14 protein-coding genes are annotated in these 14715 nt (G+C 60.2%); 6 read left to right on the top strand and 8 right to left on the bottom strand.

What is annotated here, in order from left to right; translation table 11 throughout:
- Positions 1-130: 130 nt before the first annotated feature.
- The 4 genes from AC07VO_RS17015 to AC07VO_RS17000 form a co-directional block, all read right to left on the bottom strand.
- Positions 131-2182 carry a putative bifunctional diguanylate cyclase/phosphodiesterase gene (locus AC07VO_RS17015; protein ID WP_477746900.1) on the bottom strand — a complete coding sequence of 684 codons (2052 nt, stop codon included), beginning with the start codon at positions 2180-2182 and terminating at the stop codon, positions 131-133.
- Between the two features lie 341 nt (positions 2183-2523).
- A complete protein-coding gene (locus AC07VO_RS17010; RefSeq protein WP_007938876.1) occupies positions 2524-3120 on the bottom strand; it encodes a superoxide dismutase in 597 nt (198 codons plus the stop codon).
- Positions 3121-3296: 176 nt separating this feature from the next.
- A complete protein-coding gene (locus AC07VO_RS17005) occupies positions 3297-3899 on the bottom strand; it encodes a LysE/ArgO family amino acid transporter (protein ID WP_019581534.1) in 603 nt (200 codons plus the stop codon).
- Positions 3900-3906: 7 nt separating this feature from the next.
- A complete protein-coding gene (locus tag AC07VO_RS17000; RefSeq protein ID WP_018926573.1) occupies positions 3907-4308 on the bottom strand; it encodes an ACT domain-containing protein in 402 nt (133 codons plus the stop codon).
- Positions 4309-4404: 96 nt separating this feature from the next.
- Between AC07VO_RS17000 and AC07VO_RS16995 the strand changes: the two genes are divergently transcribed.
- The 3 genes from AC07VO_RS16995 to AC07VO_RS16985 all read left to right on the top strand — a co-directional run bounded on the left by AC07VO_RS16995 (position 4405) and on the right by AC07VO_RS16985 (position 7345).
- Positions 4405-5298, top strand: coding sequence for a LysR family transcriptional regulator ArgP (locus tag AC07VO_RS16995; RefSeq protein ID WP_018926572.1), 894 nt, complete (start codon positions 4405-4407; stop codon positions 5296-5298).
- A 68-nt stretch (positions 5299-5366) separates the two neighbouring features.
- Complete coding sequence (locus AC07VO_RS16990; RefSeq protein WP_495007641.1) at positions 5367-6359, top strand: NAD-dependent epimerase/dehydratase family protein; 993 nt, start codon at positions 5367-5369, stop codon at positions 6357-6359.
- A 116-nt stretch (positions 6360-6475) separates the two neighbouring features.
- Complete coding sequence (locus AC07VO_RS16985) at positions 6476-7345, top strand: hypothetical protein (RefSeq protein ID WP_018926570.1); 870 nt, start codon at positions 6476-6478, stop codon at positions 7343-7345.
- A gap of 248 nt (positions 7346-7593) precedes the next feature.
- On the opposite strand, the gene AC07VO_RS16980 is transcribed toward AC07VO_RS16985, so the two are convergent.
- Both AC07VO_RS16980 and pobA read right to left on the bottom strand, forming a co-directional pair.
- Positions 7594-9111: an MDR family MFS transporter gene (locus AC07VO_RS16980; protein ID WP_018926569.1), complete on the bottom strand. Its 1518-nt coding sequence runs from the start codon at positions 9109-9111 to the stop codon at positions 7594-7596.
- Positions 9112-9189: 78 nt separating this feature from the next.
- Positions 9190-10383 carry a 4-hydroxybenzoate 3-monooxygenase gene (gene pobA, locus AC07VO_RS16975; protein ID WP_018926568.1) on the bottom strand — a complete coding sequence of 398 codons (1194 nt, stop codon included), beginning with the start codon at positions 10381-10383 and terminating at the stop codon, positions 9190-9192.
- Positions 10384-10562: 179 nt separating this feature from the next.
- Between pobA and AC07VO_RS16970 the strand changes: the two genes are divergently transcribed.
- Positions 10563-11474 carry a helix-turn-helix domain-containing protein gene (locus AC07VO_RS16970; protein WP_019581529.1) on the top strand — a complete coding sequence of 304 codons (912 nt, stop codon included), beginning with the start codon at positions 10563-10565 and terminating at the stop codon, positions 11472-11474.
- Between the two features lie 133 nt (positions 11475-11607).
- On the opposite strand, the gene AC07VO_RS16965 is transcribed toward AC07VO_RS16970, so the two are convergent.
- Positions 11608-11784 (bottom strand): hypothetical protein, encoded by a 177-nt coding sequence (locus AC07VO_RS16965; protein ID WP_167331182.1) that lies wholly within the window; start codon positions 11782-11784, stop codon positions 11608-11610.
- A 94-nt stretch (positions 11785-11878) separates the two neighbouring features.
- A complete protein-coding gene (locus AC07VO_RS16960) occupies positions 11879-12784 on the bottom strand; it encodes a LysR family transcriptional regulator (RefSeq protein ID WP_019581528.1) in 906 nt (301 codons plus the stop codon).
- 114 nt (positions 12785-12898) lie between these two features.
- Here AC07VO_RS16960 and AC07VO_RS16955 point away from each other — a divergent pair, with 114 nt between their 5' ends.
- Positions 12899-13780, top strand: a complete 882-nt coding sequence (locus AC07VO_RS16955) for an MBL fold metallo-hydrolase (RefSeq protein ID WP_477744536.1) — start codon at positions 12899-12901, stop codon at positions 13778-13780.
- Positions 13781-13988: 208 nt separating this feature from the next.
- A complete protein-coding gene (locus AC07VO_RS16950; protein WP_477746894.1) occupies positions 13989-14603 on the top strand; it encodes an NAD(P)-dependent oxidoreductase in 615 nt (204 codons plus the stop codon).
- Positions 14604-14715: the final 112 nt, after the last annotated feature.

Genomic DNA, 14715 nt, shown 5'->3' with positions numbered 1-14715 from the left:
TTCGGTGATGGAGTGGGCGCGCACGGGCGGCGCGCAAAACTGCGACATAATGCAAATCTTTCGCATTACCTGTAAAGGGTTACGCCTGCAAATATTTCTTATTCACGCAGATCAAAAGATCGCCGTTGTTTCAGAGGATGGCCGCGTTACTGCGCTGGGCCTGCTTGAGGTAGACGCTCAATTCCCGCGCCGGCAGCGGTTTGCTGTAGTGATAGCCCTGACCTTCGTGGCAGCCTTCGGAGATGATGTAGGCCTCTTGCTCGGCGGTTTCCACGCCTTCGGCAATCACCTGCATGCCCAGGCTTTTGCCCAGCTGGATGATGGCCCGGACGATGGTCGCATCGTCGTCGTCATCGAGCAGGTCCTGAACGAAGCTCTTGTCGATCTTGATCTTGTCCAGCGGCAGGCTTTTCAGATAACTCAATGACGAATAACCGGTGCCGAAGTCGTCGATGGCGATCAGCGCGCCGGAGCGACGCAGGCTCAGCAAGTGCTGGGCGGCGGTGCTGATGTCTTCCATCAGGCCGGTTTCGGTGACTTCCAGCTCCAGGCTGCGCGGTGGCAGGCGGTAGATCTGCAGCAGGTTATTGACCACCCGCGGCAACTCGGCGTGGTGCAATTGCACGGTGGACAGGTTCACCGCCATGCGCAGGTCGACGAAGCCCTGATCGTGCCACTCGCGCAGTTGTTTGCAGGCCTGGTCCAGAACCCATTCGCCAATGGCAATGATGGTGCCGTTCTGCTCGGCCAGCGGGATGAACAGGTCCGGCGGCACCAGCCCATGCTCGGGATGCTGCCAGCGAATCAACGCCTCGACACCTACCACGCGATGATCGCGGTAGCTGATCTGCGGCTGGTAGACGAGGTAGAACTGGTCGCGGATCAAGGCGTCACGCAGATCTTTTTCCAGCTCGCGACGCCGACGCATTTCCGTGTCGACGCTGGCGATATAGAACTGATAGCGGTTGCGCGAGCGCGTCTTGGCCAGGGTCATGGTCTGCTCGGCTTTTTGCAGCAGCTTCTCGGTGCTGTCACCGTCCTCGGGGAACAGGGTGATGCCGATGGTGGCGCGCAGGCGGATTTCCTGATGATCGAGGGCGAACGCCGCTTCCAGATCATCGAGAATGCTTTGGGCCAGTTCGGCGGCTTCGTAGGGTTGTTCGATGTCGGCCTGGACCAGCGCGAACTGGTCGCCACCCAAGCGGGCGAGGGCGCCGAGGCGGCCGCTGTGAGCCCGCAGGCGATCGGCCAGGGCCAGCAGCAACTGGTCGCCGGTCTGGTAGCTGAACTGTTCGTTGACGCCTTTGAAGTCATCGAGCCCGACACACAACACCGCGACCCGACGCTGCAGTTTGCCGGCGTCGACAAGGATCTTGTCCAGCTGTTGCTGCAATTGCTGGCGGTTCGGCAGACCGGTGAGAAAATCGTACTGGGCCATGCGTAACAGGCTGTTTTCTGCTTCGTGGCGCAGGTGAGTGTTGCGCTCAATGGATTCGAGCAGCTGGTTGGCGGTGTTGATCCAGACCCCCAGCTCGTTTTTTTCATGACCCTTGAGCTGTGGGATCTTGTGGGCGCTGGGCCGGTCCGGGTTGATTTCAGTCAGATGTTCGATGATCCGCGACAATGGTTTGGTCAGCAGCCAGTGGTAAACCAGATACAACACCAGGCTCATGGCCAGGGCGCGCAAGACGCCAGAGATGAAGATGATCACCGAGCTGACGATGAAGCTCTGGCCGTAGGTGGCGGTGTCGAGGGTAATGCTCAGGTCGCCGTAGTACTCGCTGTAGGGGCCGCGACCCACCAGTTGGGTGGTGAACGTGCGTTCCTGGCCGAGGATCAGGTCAGTCAGCCAGCGGCTGTGGGACTGCTGAAGCTCGCGGGATTTTTGCGCGAGCATGGCTTCGTGGGGGTGGCCGATGGAGGCCATGCGCACGGCGTCATCCTGGAACAGGCCTTCGATCACCTGCATGCCCATTTCCCGATCCAGGCTGTAGACCGCCTGGGTGGAGGGATCGCGGAACATGTCGAGGATGCGCTGGGCATCGTTGGCAACCGCCTGACGTGTTTTATAGGCATCGAAAACAATTTGTGCGCAGCTCAAGACTACGCCGACGATCAATGCCGACAGGAGCACGACCCGGAGTAACTTCACCGACAAGCTGTTCTTGAGTTCCAGCTTCAAAGGGTTATTCCTTGTTCCGTGCGGGTAGCGTCAAGTTGCCATGAGTATTGGCAATCCCGTGATGGCAGTCAAAGGGACAATCCAACCCGGGGGATATTGCCGGTAGCTTGGCCGCTAGGCTGCTGTTTGGAGTATTTGCCCTATTAACACTGTGTCGGTTGCCGGGGCCTTCAACTTGAGGAGGTTGAGGCAATTTTTCCTTGTGTTGATGTTAGACCGCTGTGCTGCGGGGGCAAGAGGGCGAATGCGGTTCGCGTTGTGGGAAAGCACGCCCCACGTACGGATTTTCGATGGCGTAAAAAACCCGGCATAAAAGCCGGGTTTTTTGACTGGCGCGAAGCTTAAGCGGTGAAGGTTTTGCCTTCGAACTGCTCAGCCACGAATTTCCAGTTGACCAGGTTCCAGAACGCTTCGACGTACTTCGGACGAAGGTTGCGGTAGTCGATGTAGTAAGCGTGTTCCCAGACATCGCAGGTCAGCAGCGGGGTGTCGCCGCTGGTCAGCGGGTTGCCGGCGCCGATGGTGCTGGCCAGGGCCAGGGAACCGTCAGCCTTTTTCACCAGCCAGCCCCAACCGGAACCGAAGGTGCCGATGGACGTTTTGCTGAACTCTTCCTTGAACTTGTCGAACGAACCGAAAGCAGCGTTGATGGCATCAGCCAGAGCGCCGGTTGGTTGACCGCCGGCGTTTGGCGCCAGGCAGTTCCAGTAGAAAGTGTGGTTCCAGACCTGAGCGGCGTTGTTGAAGATACCGCCCGAGGAAGTCTTGACGATTTCTTCCAGGGTCTTGCCTTCGAACTCGGTGCCTGGCACCAGGTTGTTCAGGTTCACGACATAGGTGTTGTGGTGCTTGTCGTGGTGGTATTGCAGAGTTTCCTCTGAAATGTGCGGCTGCAGGGCATTGTGCGCGTAAGGCAGCGGCGGCAATTCGAAAGCCATGATGATTCTCCTAATCAGGTCAGTTGCGGTGAGCGCAAGGCCGATCACGGGCGGCCAGACATGCGCCGGGGAGTTTGTACTCTTTGCGGCGCAGGGATCGGATCATAGCACCGGGGGTGCGGCATAACCACGCAACAACTGTGTGGAATAGAGGTTCCAGAGCCTTTTGGAATAAATCATGAAGCGATGATCAACTGGAACGCTACGGTGAACATCATTACGGCCACCAAAAGGTCGAGGATTCGCCAAGTGCTTGGCCGTGCCAACCACGGTGCCAGCCACGCTGCGCCAAGGGCCAGGGTAAAAAACCACAGCAACGAAGCACTGGCCGCGCCCACGACATAAGCACCGGGCTCGGTCTGTTGTGCGCCAAGGGAGCCGATCAGCAACACGGTGTCCAGGTAGACGTGCGGGTTGAGCAAGGTCACCGCCAAAGCGCTGAGCAGCACCGCCCGCAATGAGCGCACGGTCTGGTTCTCGCCGTGTTGCAGGCTCTGTTTCGAGCAGGCCCGACGCAGCGCCAGGCTGCCATACCACAGCAGAAACGCCGCGCCACCCCAACGAGCGATGGCCAACAGAGTCGGGTTCTGCGCCAGCAACGTCGCCAGGCCGAACACCCCGGCGGCTACCAGCAACGCATCGCAGGTGACGCAGAGCGCCGCCACCGGCAGGTGATGTTCACGTCGAAGGCTCTGCGCCAACACAAACGCATTCTGAGTGCCGATCGCCATGATCAGCCCGGCGGCCACCAACAGGCCGTTCACATAGCTTTGCCACATAAGATTTTTACTCCGCGTTGGCCGCCAGATCCCGCAGTACCTGCAGGGCGCGTTCGGCATCGGCCTGGCCGACGAACAAATGGTCGTGGTAGTAGCCGGCAATCACGTTGCAACTGATGCCGGCCTGGCCCAGTGCCGTGGCGAACGCGGCGGTCAGGCCGACGGCTTCAAGGGCTGAGTGCACGTTCAAGGTGATCCAGGCAGCGATGTAGTCGAAGCTGAAACCGGCCTTCTCGGCGTGGGAACGTTGCAGAATCACCGTCAGCCCTTCCTGTTCGCGGAAGCTGCCGACAATCTCAAGGCCTGCGGGCAGCTTGCCGTCAGGCAACGTGCAGAACACGTATTCGCCGTCGTTGAGTTGCGGGCTCATGCTGCGCAGCAGGGTTGCCAATGAGGTTTCGCCAGCCATGTCGGTGATCCTTGTTCAAGAGTTCTTGCTGGCCATTCTCCGGTGGGAAGTTGTATAAGAAAAACCAATAGTGCTGATCGCTCATTAGGAAAACTGATGTTCGACTACAAATTGCTGTCCGCCCTCGCCGCCGTGATCGAGCAGGCCGGATTCGAACGCGCCGCGCAGGTCTTGGGCTTGTCCCAATCGGCCATCTCCCAGCGCATCAAATTGCTCGAGGCGCGGGTCGGCCAACCGGTGTTGGTGCGGGTCACGCCACCGGCTCCGACGGAGATTGGCCGGCGATTGCTCAACCATGTGCAGCAGGTGCGATTGCTGGAGCGCGATCTGCAAAGCCTGGTGCCGGCGCTGGACGAAGAAGGCCTGCCGGAACGCCTGCGCATCGCGCTGAACGCTGACAGCCTGGCCACCTGGTGGGCTGCGGCGGTGGGGGATTTTTGCGCGCAGGAGCATCTGTTGCTCGACCTGGTGGTGGAAGACCAGACCGTCGGCCTCAAACGCATGCGCGCAGGCGAAGTGGCGGGGTGTCTGTGCGCCAGTGAGCGGCCGGTGGCCGGTGCGCGCAGCGTGCTGTTGGGGGCGATGCGCTACCGTGCGTTGGCCAGCCCTGCATTCATTGCCCGGCATTTTCCCCAAGGTGTGCGTGCCGATCAGTTGGCCAGAACCCCGGCGCTGGTATTTGGCCCGGACGATTTCCTGCAGCATCGTTACCTCGCGTCAGTCGGCGTGAATGGCGGTTTCGAACACCATTTATGCCCGTCTTCCGAAGGTTTTCTTCGTCTCACGGAAGCAGGGCTTGGCTGGGGCCTGGTGCCTGAATTGCAAGTGCGCGAGCAACTGGCGCGCGGCCAATTGGTGGAGCTTTTGCCAGATAAGCCGATCGATGTGCCGCTGTACTGGCATCATTGGCGCAATGGCGGTCAGCTGTTGGGGTTACTCACCGATCAATTGGTGCGTTCGTCGAAGCAATGGCTGGTGCCGTTGGACTGACGGCTGGCGTCAAGACCTCACGCCCTATGCAAAACGAAAAACGCAAAACGAAATATTCGGAGCAATACATGAAGATTCTGGTCACCGGCGCAAGCGGCTTCATTGGCGGACGCTTTGCGCGTTTTGCCCTGGAGCAGGGCCTGGATGTGCGGGTCAACGGTCGCCGGGCCGAGAGCGTCGAGCATTTGGTGCGCCGTGGTGCCGAGTTCATCCAGGGCGACTTGAGCGACCCGCAACTGGCGCGCGACCTGTGTTCCGACGTCGAAGCCGTGGTCCATTGCGCAGGCGCTGTCGGTTTGTGGGGGCGCTATCAGGATTTCCATCAAGGCAACGTCGAGGTCACCGAGAACGTGGTCGAGGCCTGCCTGAAACAACGGGTGCGGCGCCTGGTGCACTTGTCGTCGCCATCGATTTACTTCGATGGCCGCGATCACCTGGGGTTGACCGAAGACCAGGTGCCCAAGCGCTTCAAGCATCCTTACGCCGCAACCAAATACCTGGCCGAGCAAAAAGTTTTCGGTGCGCAGGAGTTCGGCCTCGAAACCCTGGCCTTGCGCCCGCGCTTCGTGACGGGCGCAGGCGACATGAGCATTTTCCCCAGGTTGCTGAAGATGCAGCGCAAAGGGCGGTTGGCGATTATCGGCAATGGCCTGAACAAGGTTGACTTCACCAGTGTGCAAAACCTCAATGAGGCGTTGTTCAGTAGCTTGCTGGCCAGCGGTTCGGCCTTGGGCAAGGCCTACAACATCAGCAACGGAGCACCGGTGCCGTTGTGGGATGTGGTCAATTACGTGATGCGCAATATGGATGTGCCACAGGTGACCCGTTACCGTTCCTACGGCTTGGCCTACAGCCTTGCCGCGCTCAACGAGGGTGTTTGCAAGCTGTGGCCGGGTCGTCCCGAGCCGATCCTGTCGCGGCTGGGCATGCAGGTAATGAACAAAAATTTCACCCTGGACATCAGTCGCGCCCGGCATTATCTGGATTACGATCCGAAAGTCAGTCTCTGGACCGCCCTCGATGAATTTTGCGCCTGGTGGAAGGCTCAGGACATTCGCTGACACACAAGGGCCGGCCCTCACTGAACCGAGTTCGGGGTTCAGGGTCAACCGGTGCGGCAGCGAGGGTTATACTTCGCCGCATCAAGCCATCACCGCGTTTTACAAAGGTTGACTCAATGTCCATGCGTAACGATGCCAACGACGACTTCGACGATGTACCGAGCCTGCGTGCCGACAGCCTCGACGACGATGATTTTCCGACCACCGCGCGCACTTCCGTGCATTCGCGCACCACACCGGTAGTCAAGGTCAAAGGCCCGAGCACCGGCCCGCTGTGGGCGTTGGTCGGTGCGTTGTTCTTTGCCTTCGCTGGCCTTGCCTGGTGGAGTTTCCAGCAGATATCGCTGATGGAACAACAACTGGTGGCGACCCAGGAAAGTTTCGCCCGTATCAGTGAGGAAGCGGCGGGGCGCTTGCAGGACATTTCCGGCAAGGTCGTGGCCAGCCAGTCCACGGTCAACACCGGCAGTGAAGCGTTGAAGCTGCAAATAAAACAACTGGAAGGCAAGCTCCAGGACCAGAGCAAACAGCTGGAAAGCAAACTCCAGGATCAGAGTAAACAGCAGCAAGGCGTGCTCGGCCAGACCTCCGATCTGGACAAGCGCCTGGCGCAAATGACCACGCAGGCCAGCGAACAACAAGCCGCCAATGCTCAGTTGCAGGCCCAGGTCAAAGCCTTGAGCGGCGAGCTGGCCGCGTTGAAGAGCGCACCGGCCGATACCAGCAAAGTCGACGCCCAACTCAAAAGCCTTGGCGCCGATATCGCTGCGCTGAAGCGGCAAGGCAACCCGAGCGCTGCAGTCGAGCGTCTGGAGCAAGACATGATCGTGCTCAAAAGCCAACAGGACAACCGCCCGGCCGCGGCGCAAGGTGGCAACAATACCGCCGAGTTCGACGCCTTCCGTGGCCAGGTCACCCGCAACATCAACACCCTGCAGGCGCAGATCCAGAACCTGCAACAACAGCTGCACGCCCGGCCTCAATAGCCCGATGCAGTGATGTTGTGTGGAGTGGGCCTGTGGAGTGGGACTTTTGTGGCGAGGGAGCTTGCTCCCGCTCGACTGCGCAGCAGTCGCAAATCAGGCACCGCAGGTTATCTGAATAGCGGTGGTGAATGGGTTTGGGGCGGCTGCGCCACCCAACGGGAGCAAGCTCCCTCGCCACAGAAAGCAACACAACGCCTGGTCGTTAGTGGTGTCCGGGCTGACGTCTTCGCGGGCAAGCCTCGGTCTTTCTAGCGAACCTTGTCTTCCCGCCCGCGCAACACCCTGTTCGGCATGGCAATCGCCGCCGCCAGCCCCAGCAGCGACACCGCCGCGCTGACCATCAGCAAATGCCTGAAGGTCAGCAGCAGCTCGGCGCGCAAGGCGTTTTGCGCATCCCCCGGCGCGGCGTTCAAACCATCGAGCAAGACATTCCCCGAACGACCCTCGGCAATCAGCGACGAGCCGGCCAGGTGCGCGAAACTGGAATCCTGCAACAACGCCAGCAACAGTGCCGACATCAACGCCACGCCCACTGCGCCGCCCAGAGCGCGGAACAGATTGGTGGTGCTGGTGGCAACGCCAATGTCCCGTTGATCCACCGAGTTTTGCGTGCCCACCAACGACGTCGGGAACTGCATGCCGCCAGCGATTCCGCAGAGCAACATGAACAGGCTGCTCAGCACAAATGCCTGCGGCGCACTGAACGCCATGCCGAGAATCGCCAACGGCATGAGCAACGCGCCGGTCAGGATCATCGGTTTGTAACGACCGGTCACCGAGGTCCGGCGCCCGGCGAAATAGGCGCCTATCGGCAAGCCCATGGCCAGCGGCAACAGGTGCAGTGCCGCGCTGTCGGCCCCGGCGCCGGTGACGCTCTGGAAGCGCAGCGGCATCAGCACGATCAGGGAAATCGCCTGGAAACTGGTGAAGAAAATCGTGCACCAGCAAAGGATCGCATTGCGGTTGGCGAACAAATGCATCGGCAGCAACGGTTCCCGCGCCCGCCGTTCATGCCAGACGAACACCGCCAGCACCGCCACCGCACAACCGAGCAAACCCGCCACTTCGGGGCTGCGCCACGAATGCCCCTGGCCAACCTGAGTGATGCCCAGCAACAACGCCGTCAGGCCAATGATCATCAGCAACGTACCGAGGTAGTCGATGATCGGCTTGCGCTGCGGCACCGGCAGCCCTACCAGCGTGCGATAAGCCACCCACCAGGCACCCAGGCCCAACGGCAGGTTGATCAGGAATACCCAGCGCCAGGACAGGTATTCGGTCATGTAGCCACCGAGTACCGGGCCGGCCACGCTAGCCACCGCGTACATGCTGCTGAAGTAGCCCTGATAGCGACCGCGTTCGCGCGGTGGAACGATGTCGCCGATGATCGCCTGGCTCACCGAAATCATTCCGCCGGCGCCGATGCCTTGAAAGATCCGCGCCAGCACCAGTTGCTCCATGCTTTGCGCCATGCCGCAGAACAATGAAGCCAGGGTGAACAAGCCCATGCCGAACAGCATCAACCGGCGGCGGCCATACAGATCGCCGAGCTTGCCGTAGATCGGCACCGCCACGGTCATCGCCACCATGTAGCCGGAAATGACCCAGGCCAGCAGGCTGACGTCCTTGAACTGCGCGGAAATCGCCGGCATCGACACAGCGACGATGGTCTGGTCCAGCGCGCCCAGAAAGATCGCCAGCATCAGGGCGATCAGCACGCTGCGAATGGCCGGTTTGGGCGTTTCAGGCCGGTTGAGATTGGTCACGATAAAACCTGCGGGCAGTGATGGACCCGCAAGGAGCAAGGCGAGCGGGAGTGCTCGCCAGTGTAAGTCGGTAGGAGCCTATTCGATAGCCTCGTATGGAAGGCCGACGTAGTTTTCCGCGATGGTTTTTCGGCCCGCCTCGGAGTCAACGAAATAGGCCAGTTCCGATTCGCTGATGCGCTGACTGAACGCGTCGTGCTCGTCGAAGCGATGCAACATCGAGGTCATCCACCAGGAAAACCGTTCGGCTTTCCACACCCGCCGCAGGCAGATTTCGGAATACTTCTCCAGCAAATCAACACGGCCTTCGCGGTAAACCTTCAGCAGAATATTGAACAACGTACTGACGTCGCTGGCCGCCAGGTTCAGGCCTTTGGCACCGGTGGGCGGGACGATGTGCGCGGCGTCGCCGACCAGGAACATCCGCCCGTACTGCATCGGCTCGACCACGAAACTGCGCAGCGGCGCGATGCTTTTCTCGATCGACGGGCCGGTCACCAGCACATCGGCGAGGGCCGCTGGCAGACGGGATTTGAGTTCGTCCCAGAAGCGTTGGTCGGACCAGTCATCGACCTGATCCTGGGCCGGTACCTGAAGGTAATAACGGGTGCGTGTCGGCGAACGCATGCTGCACAACGCAAAGCCCCGTTCATGCCGCGCATAGACCAACTCCTCGTGAACTGGCGGAGTGTCAGCGAGAATCCCCAGCCAGCCGAACGGATACACCCGCTCGAATACCTTCAGGCAGTCGGCAGGAATCGACTGTCGCGCCACGCCATGGAAACCGTCGCAACCGGCGATGTAGTCACAATCGAGTCGATACGTTTCGCCGTCCTTGTCGAAGGTCACATAGGGTTCAGCGCTTTTCATGCCGTGGGGGACGACGTTGCCGGCCGAATAAATTGTCTGCGCGCCAGTGTCCCGACGAGCGGCCATCAGGTCGCGGGTGACCTCGGTCTGGCCATACACCATCACGGTTTTGCCACCGGTCAATGTTTGCAGATCGATGTGTACCCGGCGCCCGTCCAGGGCCAGTTCGAAGCCGGTGTGAACCAGCCCTTCGGCGTCCATGCGCTGGCCCACTCCGGCCTGACGCAACAGCTCTACCATGCCTTGTTCGAGGACACCGGCACGGATGCGTCCCAGCACATAGTCCGGGGTTTGGCGTTCGAGAATCAGGGTGTCGATGCCGGCGTTATGCAGCAATTGGCCGAGTAGCAAACCAGAGGGGCCGGCGCCGATGATGGCGATTTGGGTTTTTAGTGTTTTCATTGTTTTTATGACTCGCAAGCTCCACGCGACCAACGCCGGTGGATGATTTTTATGGATCGAGTGCTTGCATTTTTCACTTGCGGGTCCGTCAATTGAAGGTGAAAACTGAGCCGATACCTGTACATTCTGCCAATCGGTGCGATTATCGCCCCGTTACCTTCGAGGCCTGGATTGAAGTGATGAACAAGCCCGCCCTGCCATCGATTCCGGTGTTCAAACTCTACGGTGAAAGCCTGGATTGGCCGACCCCCGATTTGCTCCACTGTGAAACCATTTCAAAACGCAGCCGCGAACATCAATGGGAAATAAAACCCCATCGCCACGCTGATTTGTGTCAGTTGCTCTTCGTCTTCAAAGGTCAGGCAGAGCTTGAAATCGAAGGGAAACGCTCACAATTGGCTGAGCCGGCAATCATCATCCTGCCGCCGTTATCGGTGCATGGTTATCGGTTTTCCGAGGACGTCGAAGGGTTCGTCGTCACCCTGGCCGCGCCGCTGGTCGCCCATCTTCAGGCGCAGTTGGGCAATTCGGTAAATGCCCTGGCCCAAGCCGAAAGCTACCCGGCGGGCAAGGACAGCGAGTACCTCAACAGCCTGTTTTCAGCGCTGCAAAGCGAATACACCGGCCATCAGCCGGCGCGGGAAATGCTCATGCATTCCCTGGTCAGCGTGATCATGGTGTGGGTCAGCCGCCAGGTGATCCAGCGCCGCGCTGCCAATCAGCGTCCGCAGCGTGCCCGGGAATACCTCAACGGTTTTATACAGCTGGTGGAGGAGACCTATCGCCAGCACGTCAAGGTCGAGGACCTGGCCCATCGGCTGGGGATTTCCGTGTCCCACCTCAACGGCACGTGCCGTGAACTGGCGGGGCAACCGGCGTTGCAGATCATGCACGAGCGTCAGTTGCTGGAGGCCAAGCGCTTGCTGACCTACACCAGCATGACCATTTATGAAATGTCCGATGTGCTGGGGTTTTCCGATCCGACCAACTTCACACGCTTGTTCCGACGTCGGGTGGGGATCTCGCCCAAGGCTTTTCGCGACCGCTTGAAGGCCGATCAGGACGCTGCCGATCAGAAGAGCGAGGCCTGACCCTTGTGGCGAGGGGGCTTGCCCCCGTTCGGCGGCGCAGCAGTCGTAATTCGGTGAATGCGGTGTTCTCATTGAAATGCTGGGGCCGCTTCGCGACCCAACGGGGGCAAGCCCCCTCGCCACAAGGTGTTCGTCAGCGGAGGGCGTTGAGGCTTGCGCTGTGGGGGATGCAGCGCTCGAAGTTGCAGCTCGCGAAGTCATGGGGCACTTTGCGCAACTGTTCGACACGCCAGGCGGCTGTGCCATACAGCGCCAGCGTCGCCGCGCAGGTGATGAAAATGGCAAGGTATCTTCTTGTTTTGATGTTCATGGCGTTGACCTCTGAACGAATACCCTTGGGTACTGCTTTGAGCATAGGTCAGCGCCGGTGAGTTGCCATCAAAACCACCCCACATTCGCTCCGGTTAAAGGCCCACATCCCATGCCGGTTCTTCGGGAAATCTGAGCACCAGAAAATCCAGCATGCTGCGCAACGCCACCGGCATGTGCTTGCGTGAGGCATACACCGCATAGATGTTCATCTGACGGGGCTCGGCCTGGGGCAGCAGGCGGATCAGTTCGCCGCTGTGGATATGCATGCCGGCCAGGTAACTGGGCAGCATCGCCACACCGGCCCCGGCCATCGCCGCGCGCAACAGCGTGCTGGCTTCGTTGGCGCTGATGTTGCCCTGTACCGGCACCGAGACCGGTTCGCCATCCTGCTCGAAATGCCAGAGGCTTTTGCCGAAGTAGGAGTGGGTCAGGCAATTGTGCAGGCTCAGGTCTTCGACCCGCTGTGGCGCCGGGTGCTCGCGCAGGTAAGCGGGGGAGGCGCAGATCACCGAGCGGCAGACCGTCAGCCGCCGGGCGATCAGGTTCGGGTCCAGGTCGTTGCTGGTGCGGATGGCCAGGTCGATGCGCTCATCCACCAGGTTCACCGTGCGGTCGAGCATTTGCAGATCGATGCTTACGCCGGGGTAACGTTTGACGTAGGCGGCCATGGCATCGGCCAGTTGCGCCTGGCCGAACGAGGTGCTGACGCTGATCCGCAGCAGGCCGCGCGGTGCGTCGTCCGGCTCGCTGACGGCGGCTTGCATGTCGCTGGATAAATCGAGCATCTGCCGGCACCGGGGCAGGATTTCACTGCCGGCGGCGGTCAGGCTCAATTTGCGCGTGGTGCGGTGCATCAGGCGTGCGCCGACCCAATCTTCCAGCTCCGCCAGATACCGTGAAACCACCGGCCGCGACAGGTCCAGGTGATCGGCGGCGGCCGATTGGCTGCCCAGGTCCACCACCGTGACGAACACCCGCATTGCTTGTAGACGATCCATGATTTGCCCGCTTTCAGAAACAAACTATGTTCAAGCATCGCATTTTTTGTATCGAACCAGGCAACTAAGCTCTGTCCCATCGCCAAGCACGGCATTCGGACAACGGAGCAACAGATGATCGGCTTCACTTCAATCAAACGCATTCTTCTGGCAACCGCCGCACTGGGCTTCGCGGCCCACGCCGCTGCGGCGTCGACCCTGACCCTGGACGTCTACAACCCGGGCACCAACGCGATCTTCCCAGTGACCTCGGTACTGGTCAGCGGCGAGAAGGAAGCGATTCTGGTGGACGCACAATTCGGCAAATCCCAGGCCGAACAAGTGGTGGAAAAAATCCGCGCCAGCGGCAAGCAACTGACCACCATCTACATCAGCCACGGTGACCCGGATTACTACTTCGGCCTCGACACCCTCACCCAGGCGTTCCCGAACGCCAAAGTGCTGGCCTCGCAACCGACCGTTGATCACATCAAGAAAACCGTCGACGGCAAACTGGCGTTCTGGGGTCCGAAAATGGGCGCCGACGTGCCGAACAAAACCATCGTGCCGCACGTGCTCAAGGGCGACAGCCTGATGCTGGAAGGGCAGAAACTGCAGGTGCTCGGCCTGGATGGCAAGCAACCGGATCGCAGCTTTGTGTGGATTCCGTCGATCAAGGCAGTGGTCGGTGGCGTGGTTGTCGCCGAAAACATTCATGTGTGGATGGCTGATACCCAGACCGCGCAGTCCCATGCCGATTGGCTGACGACGCTGCACACGATCGAAGCCTTGAAGCCGAACACCATCGTGCCGGGTCACTACCTGGGCGAGAGCGCTCGCTCCCTGGCGGCTGTGCAGTTCACCGCTGATTACATCAAGGCTTTCGACGAAGAAACCGCCAAGGCGAAAGATTCAGCCGAACTGATCGGCGCGATGAAAAAACGCTACCCGACCCTGGGCGAAGAAAGCTCGTTGGAGCTGAGTGCCAAAGTCGCCAAGGGCGAGATGAAGTGGTAACCCGTCGGACCTGAAACTGAACAAGCCTTTGTGGCGAGGGAGCTTGCTCCCGCTGGAGTGCGAAGCGCTCCCTGCACTCCATCAGGCACACCGCATTTACAGGTTTTACGACTGCTTCGCAGCCGAGCGGGAGCAAGCTCCCTCGCCACAAAGGTTGTGCTGATTACACACACGCTATACATCACAGTTACATCAACTGGAGAACGTCATGAGCAAAATCGCAATCATCGGTGCCACCGGTCGTGCCGGTAGCCAACTGTTGGAAGAAGCCCTGCGTCGCGGTCACAGCGTCACCGCCATCGCCCGCGACACCTCTAAAATCGGCCAGCGTGCCGGTGTCGTCAGCAAAAACGTCGACGTGCTCGATGCTGCCGCTTTGCAAGCCGCCGTCGCTGGTCATGATGCAGTAATCAGTGCTGCACATTTCTCCACCATCCCCGCCAGCGCCGTCATCGAGCCGGTGAAGCAGGCCGGGGTCAAGCGTCTGCTGGTGGTGGGCGGTGCCGGTTCGCTGTTGCTGCCGGGCGGCACACGGGTGATCGACAGCGAAGGCTTCCCGAAGGAATACAAGGCTGAGGCCAGCGCCGGTGCCGATTTCCTCAACACCTTGCGTCAGGAACAGAACCTGGACTGGACCTTCCTGTCGCCGTCGGCGGAGTTTGTCGAAGGTGAGCGTACGGGCACGTTTCGAGTCGGCAAGGATGACTTGCTGGTGAGTGCGCAGGGCCGCAGCTGGATTACCTTTGCCGATTACGCGATCGCGTTGCTGGATGAAGTGGAAACACCGAAGCATTCCCGCCAGCGGTTTACGGTCGGGTATTGAGTGATTGATCGTTCCCACGCTCTGCGTGGGAATGCCTCAACGGACGCTCCGCGTTCGGCTCCGGATGGGACGCGGAGCGTCCCGGGCTGCATTCCCACGCGGAGCGTGGGAA

The sequence above is a fragment of the Pseudomonas sp. GW821-FHT03E01 genome (genome assembly GCF_059420765.1).
Note: the sequence above shows the minus strand (reverse complement) of the source record. Positions and strands in the feature narration are given on the sequence as shown.

What these genes read in the sequence shown, in the direction of transcription:
- AC07VO_RS17010 (WP_007938876.1), bottom strand. Translation starts at nt 3,120, where the DNA reads ATGGCTTTCGAATTGCCGCCGCTGCCTTACGCGCACAATGCCCTGCAG.
- AC07VO_RS17005 (WP_019581534.1), bottom strand. Translation starts at nt 3,899, where the DNA reads ATGTGGCAAAGCTATGTGAACGGCCTGTTGGTGGCCGCCGGGCTGATC.
- AC07VO_RS17000 (WP_018926573.1), bottom strand. Translation starts at nt 4,308, where the DNA reads ATGGCTGGCGAAACCTCATTGGCAACCCTGCTGCGCAGCATGAGCCCG.
- AC07VO_RS16995 (WP_018926572.1), top strand. Translation starts at nt 4,405, where the DNA reads ATGTTCGACTACAAATTGCTGTCCGCCCTCGCCGCCGTGATCGAGCAG.
- AC07VO_RS16990 (WP_495007641.1), top strand. Translation starts at nt 5,367, where the DNA reads ATGAAGATTCTGGTCACCGGCGCAAGCGGCTTCATTGGCGGACGCTTT.
- AC07VO_RS16985 (WP_018926570.1), top strand. Translation starts at nt 6,476, where the DNA reads ATGTCCATGCGTAACGATGCCAACGACGACTTCGACGATGTACCGAGC.
- pobA (WP_018926568.1), bottom strand. Translation starts at nt 10,383, where the DNA reads ATGAAAACACTAAAAACCCAAATCGCCATCATCGGCGCCGGCCCCTCT.
- AC07VO_RS16970 (WP_019581529.1), top strand. Translation starts at nt 10,563, where the DNA reads ATGAACAAGCCCGCCCTGCCATCGATTCCGGTGTTCAAACTCTACGGT.
- AC07VO_RS16965 (WP_167331182.1), bottom strand. Translation starts at nt 11,784, where the DNA reads ATGAACATCAAAACAAGAAGATACCTTGCCATTTTCATCACCTGCGCG.
- AC07VO_RS16960 (WP_019581528.1), bottom strand. Translation starts at nt 12,784, where the DNA reads ATGGATCGTCTACAAGCAATGCGGGTGTTCGTCACGGTGGTGGACCTG.
- AC07VO_RS16955 (WP_477744536.1), top strand. Translation starts at nt 12,899, where the DNA reads ATGATCGGCTTCACTTCAATCAAACGCATTCTTCTGGCAACCGCCGCA.
- AC07VO_RS16950 (WP_477746894.1), top strand. Translation starts at nt 13,989, where the DNA reads ATGAGCAAAATCGCAATCATCGGTGCCACCGGTCGTGCCGGTAGCCAA.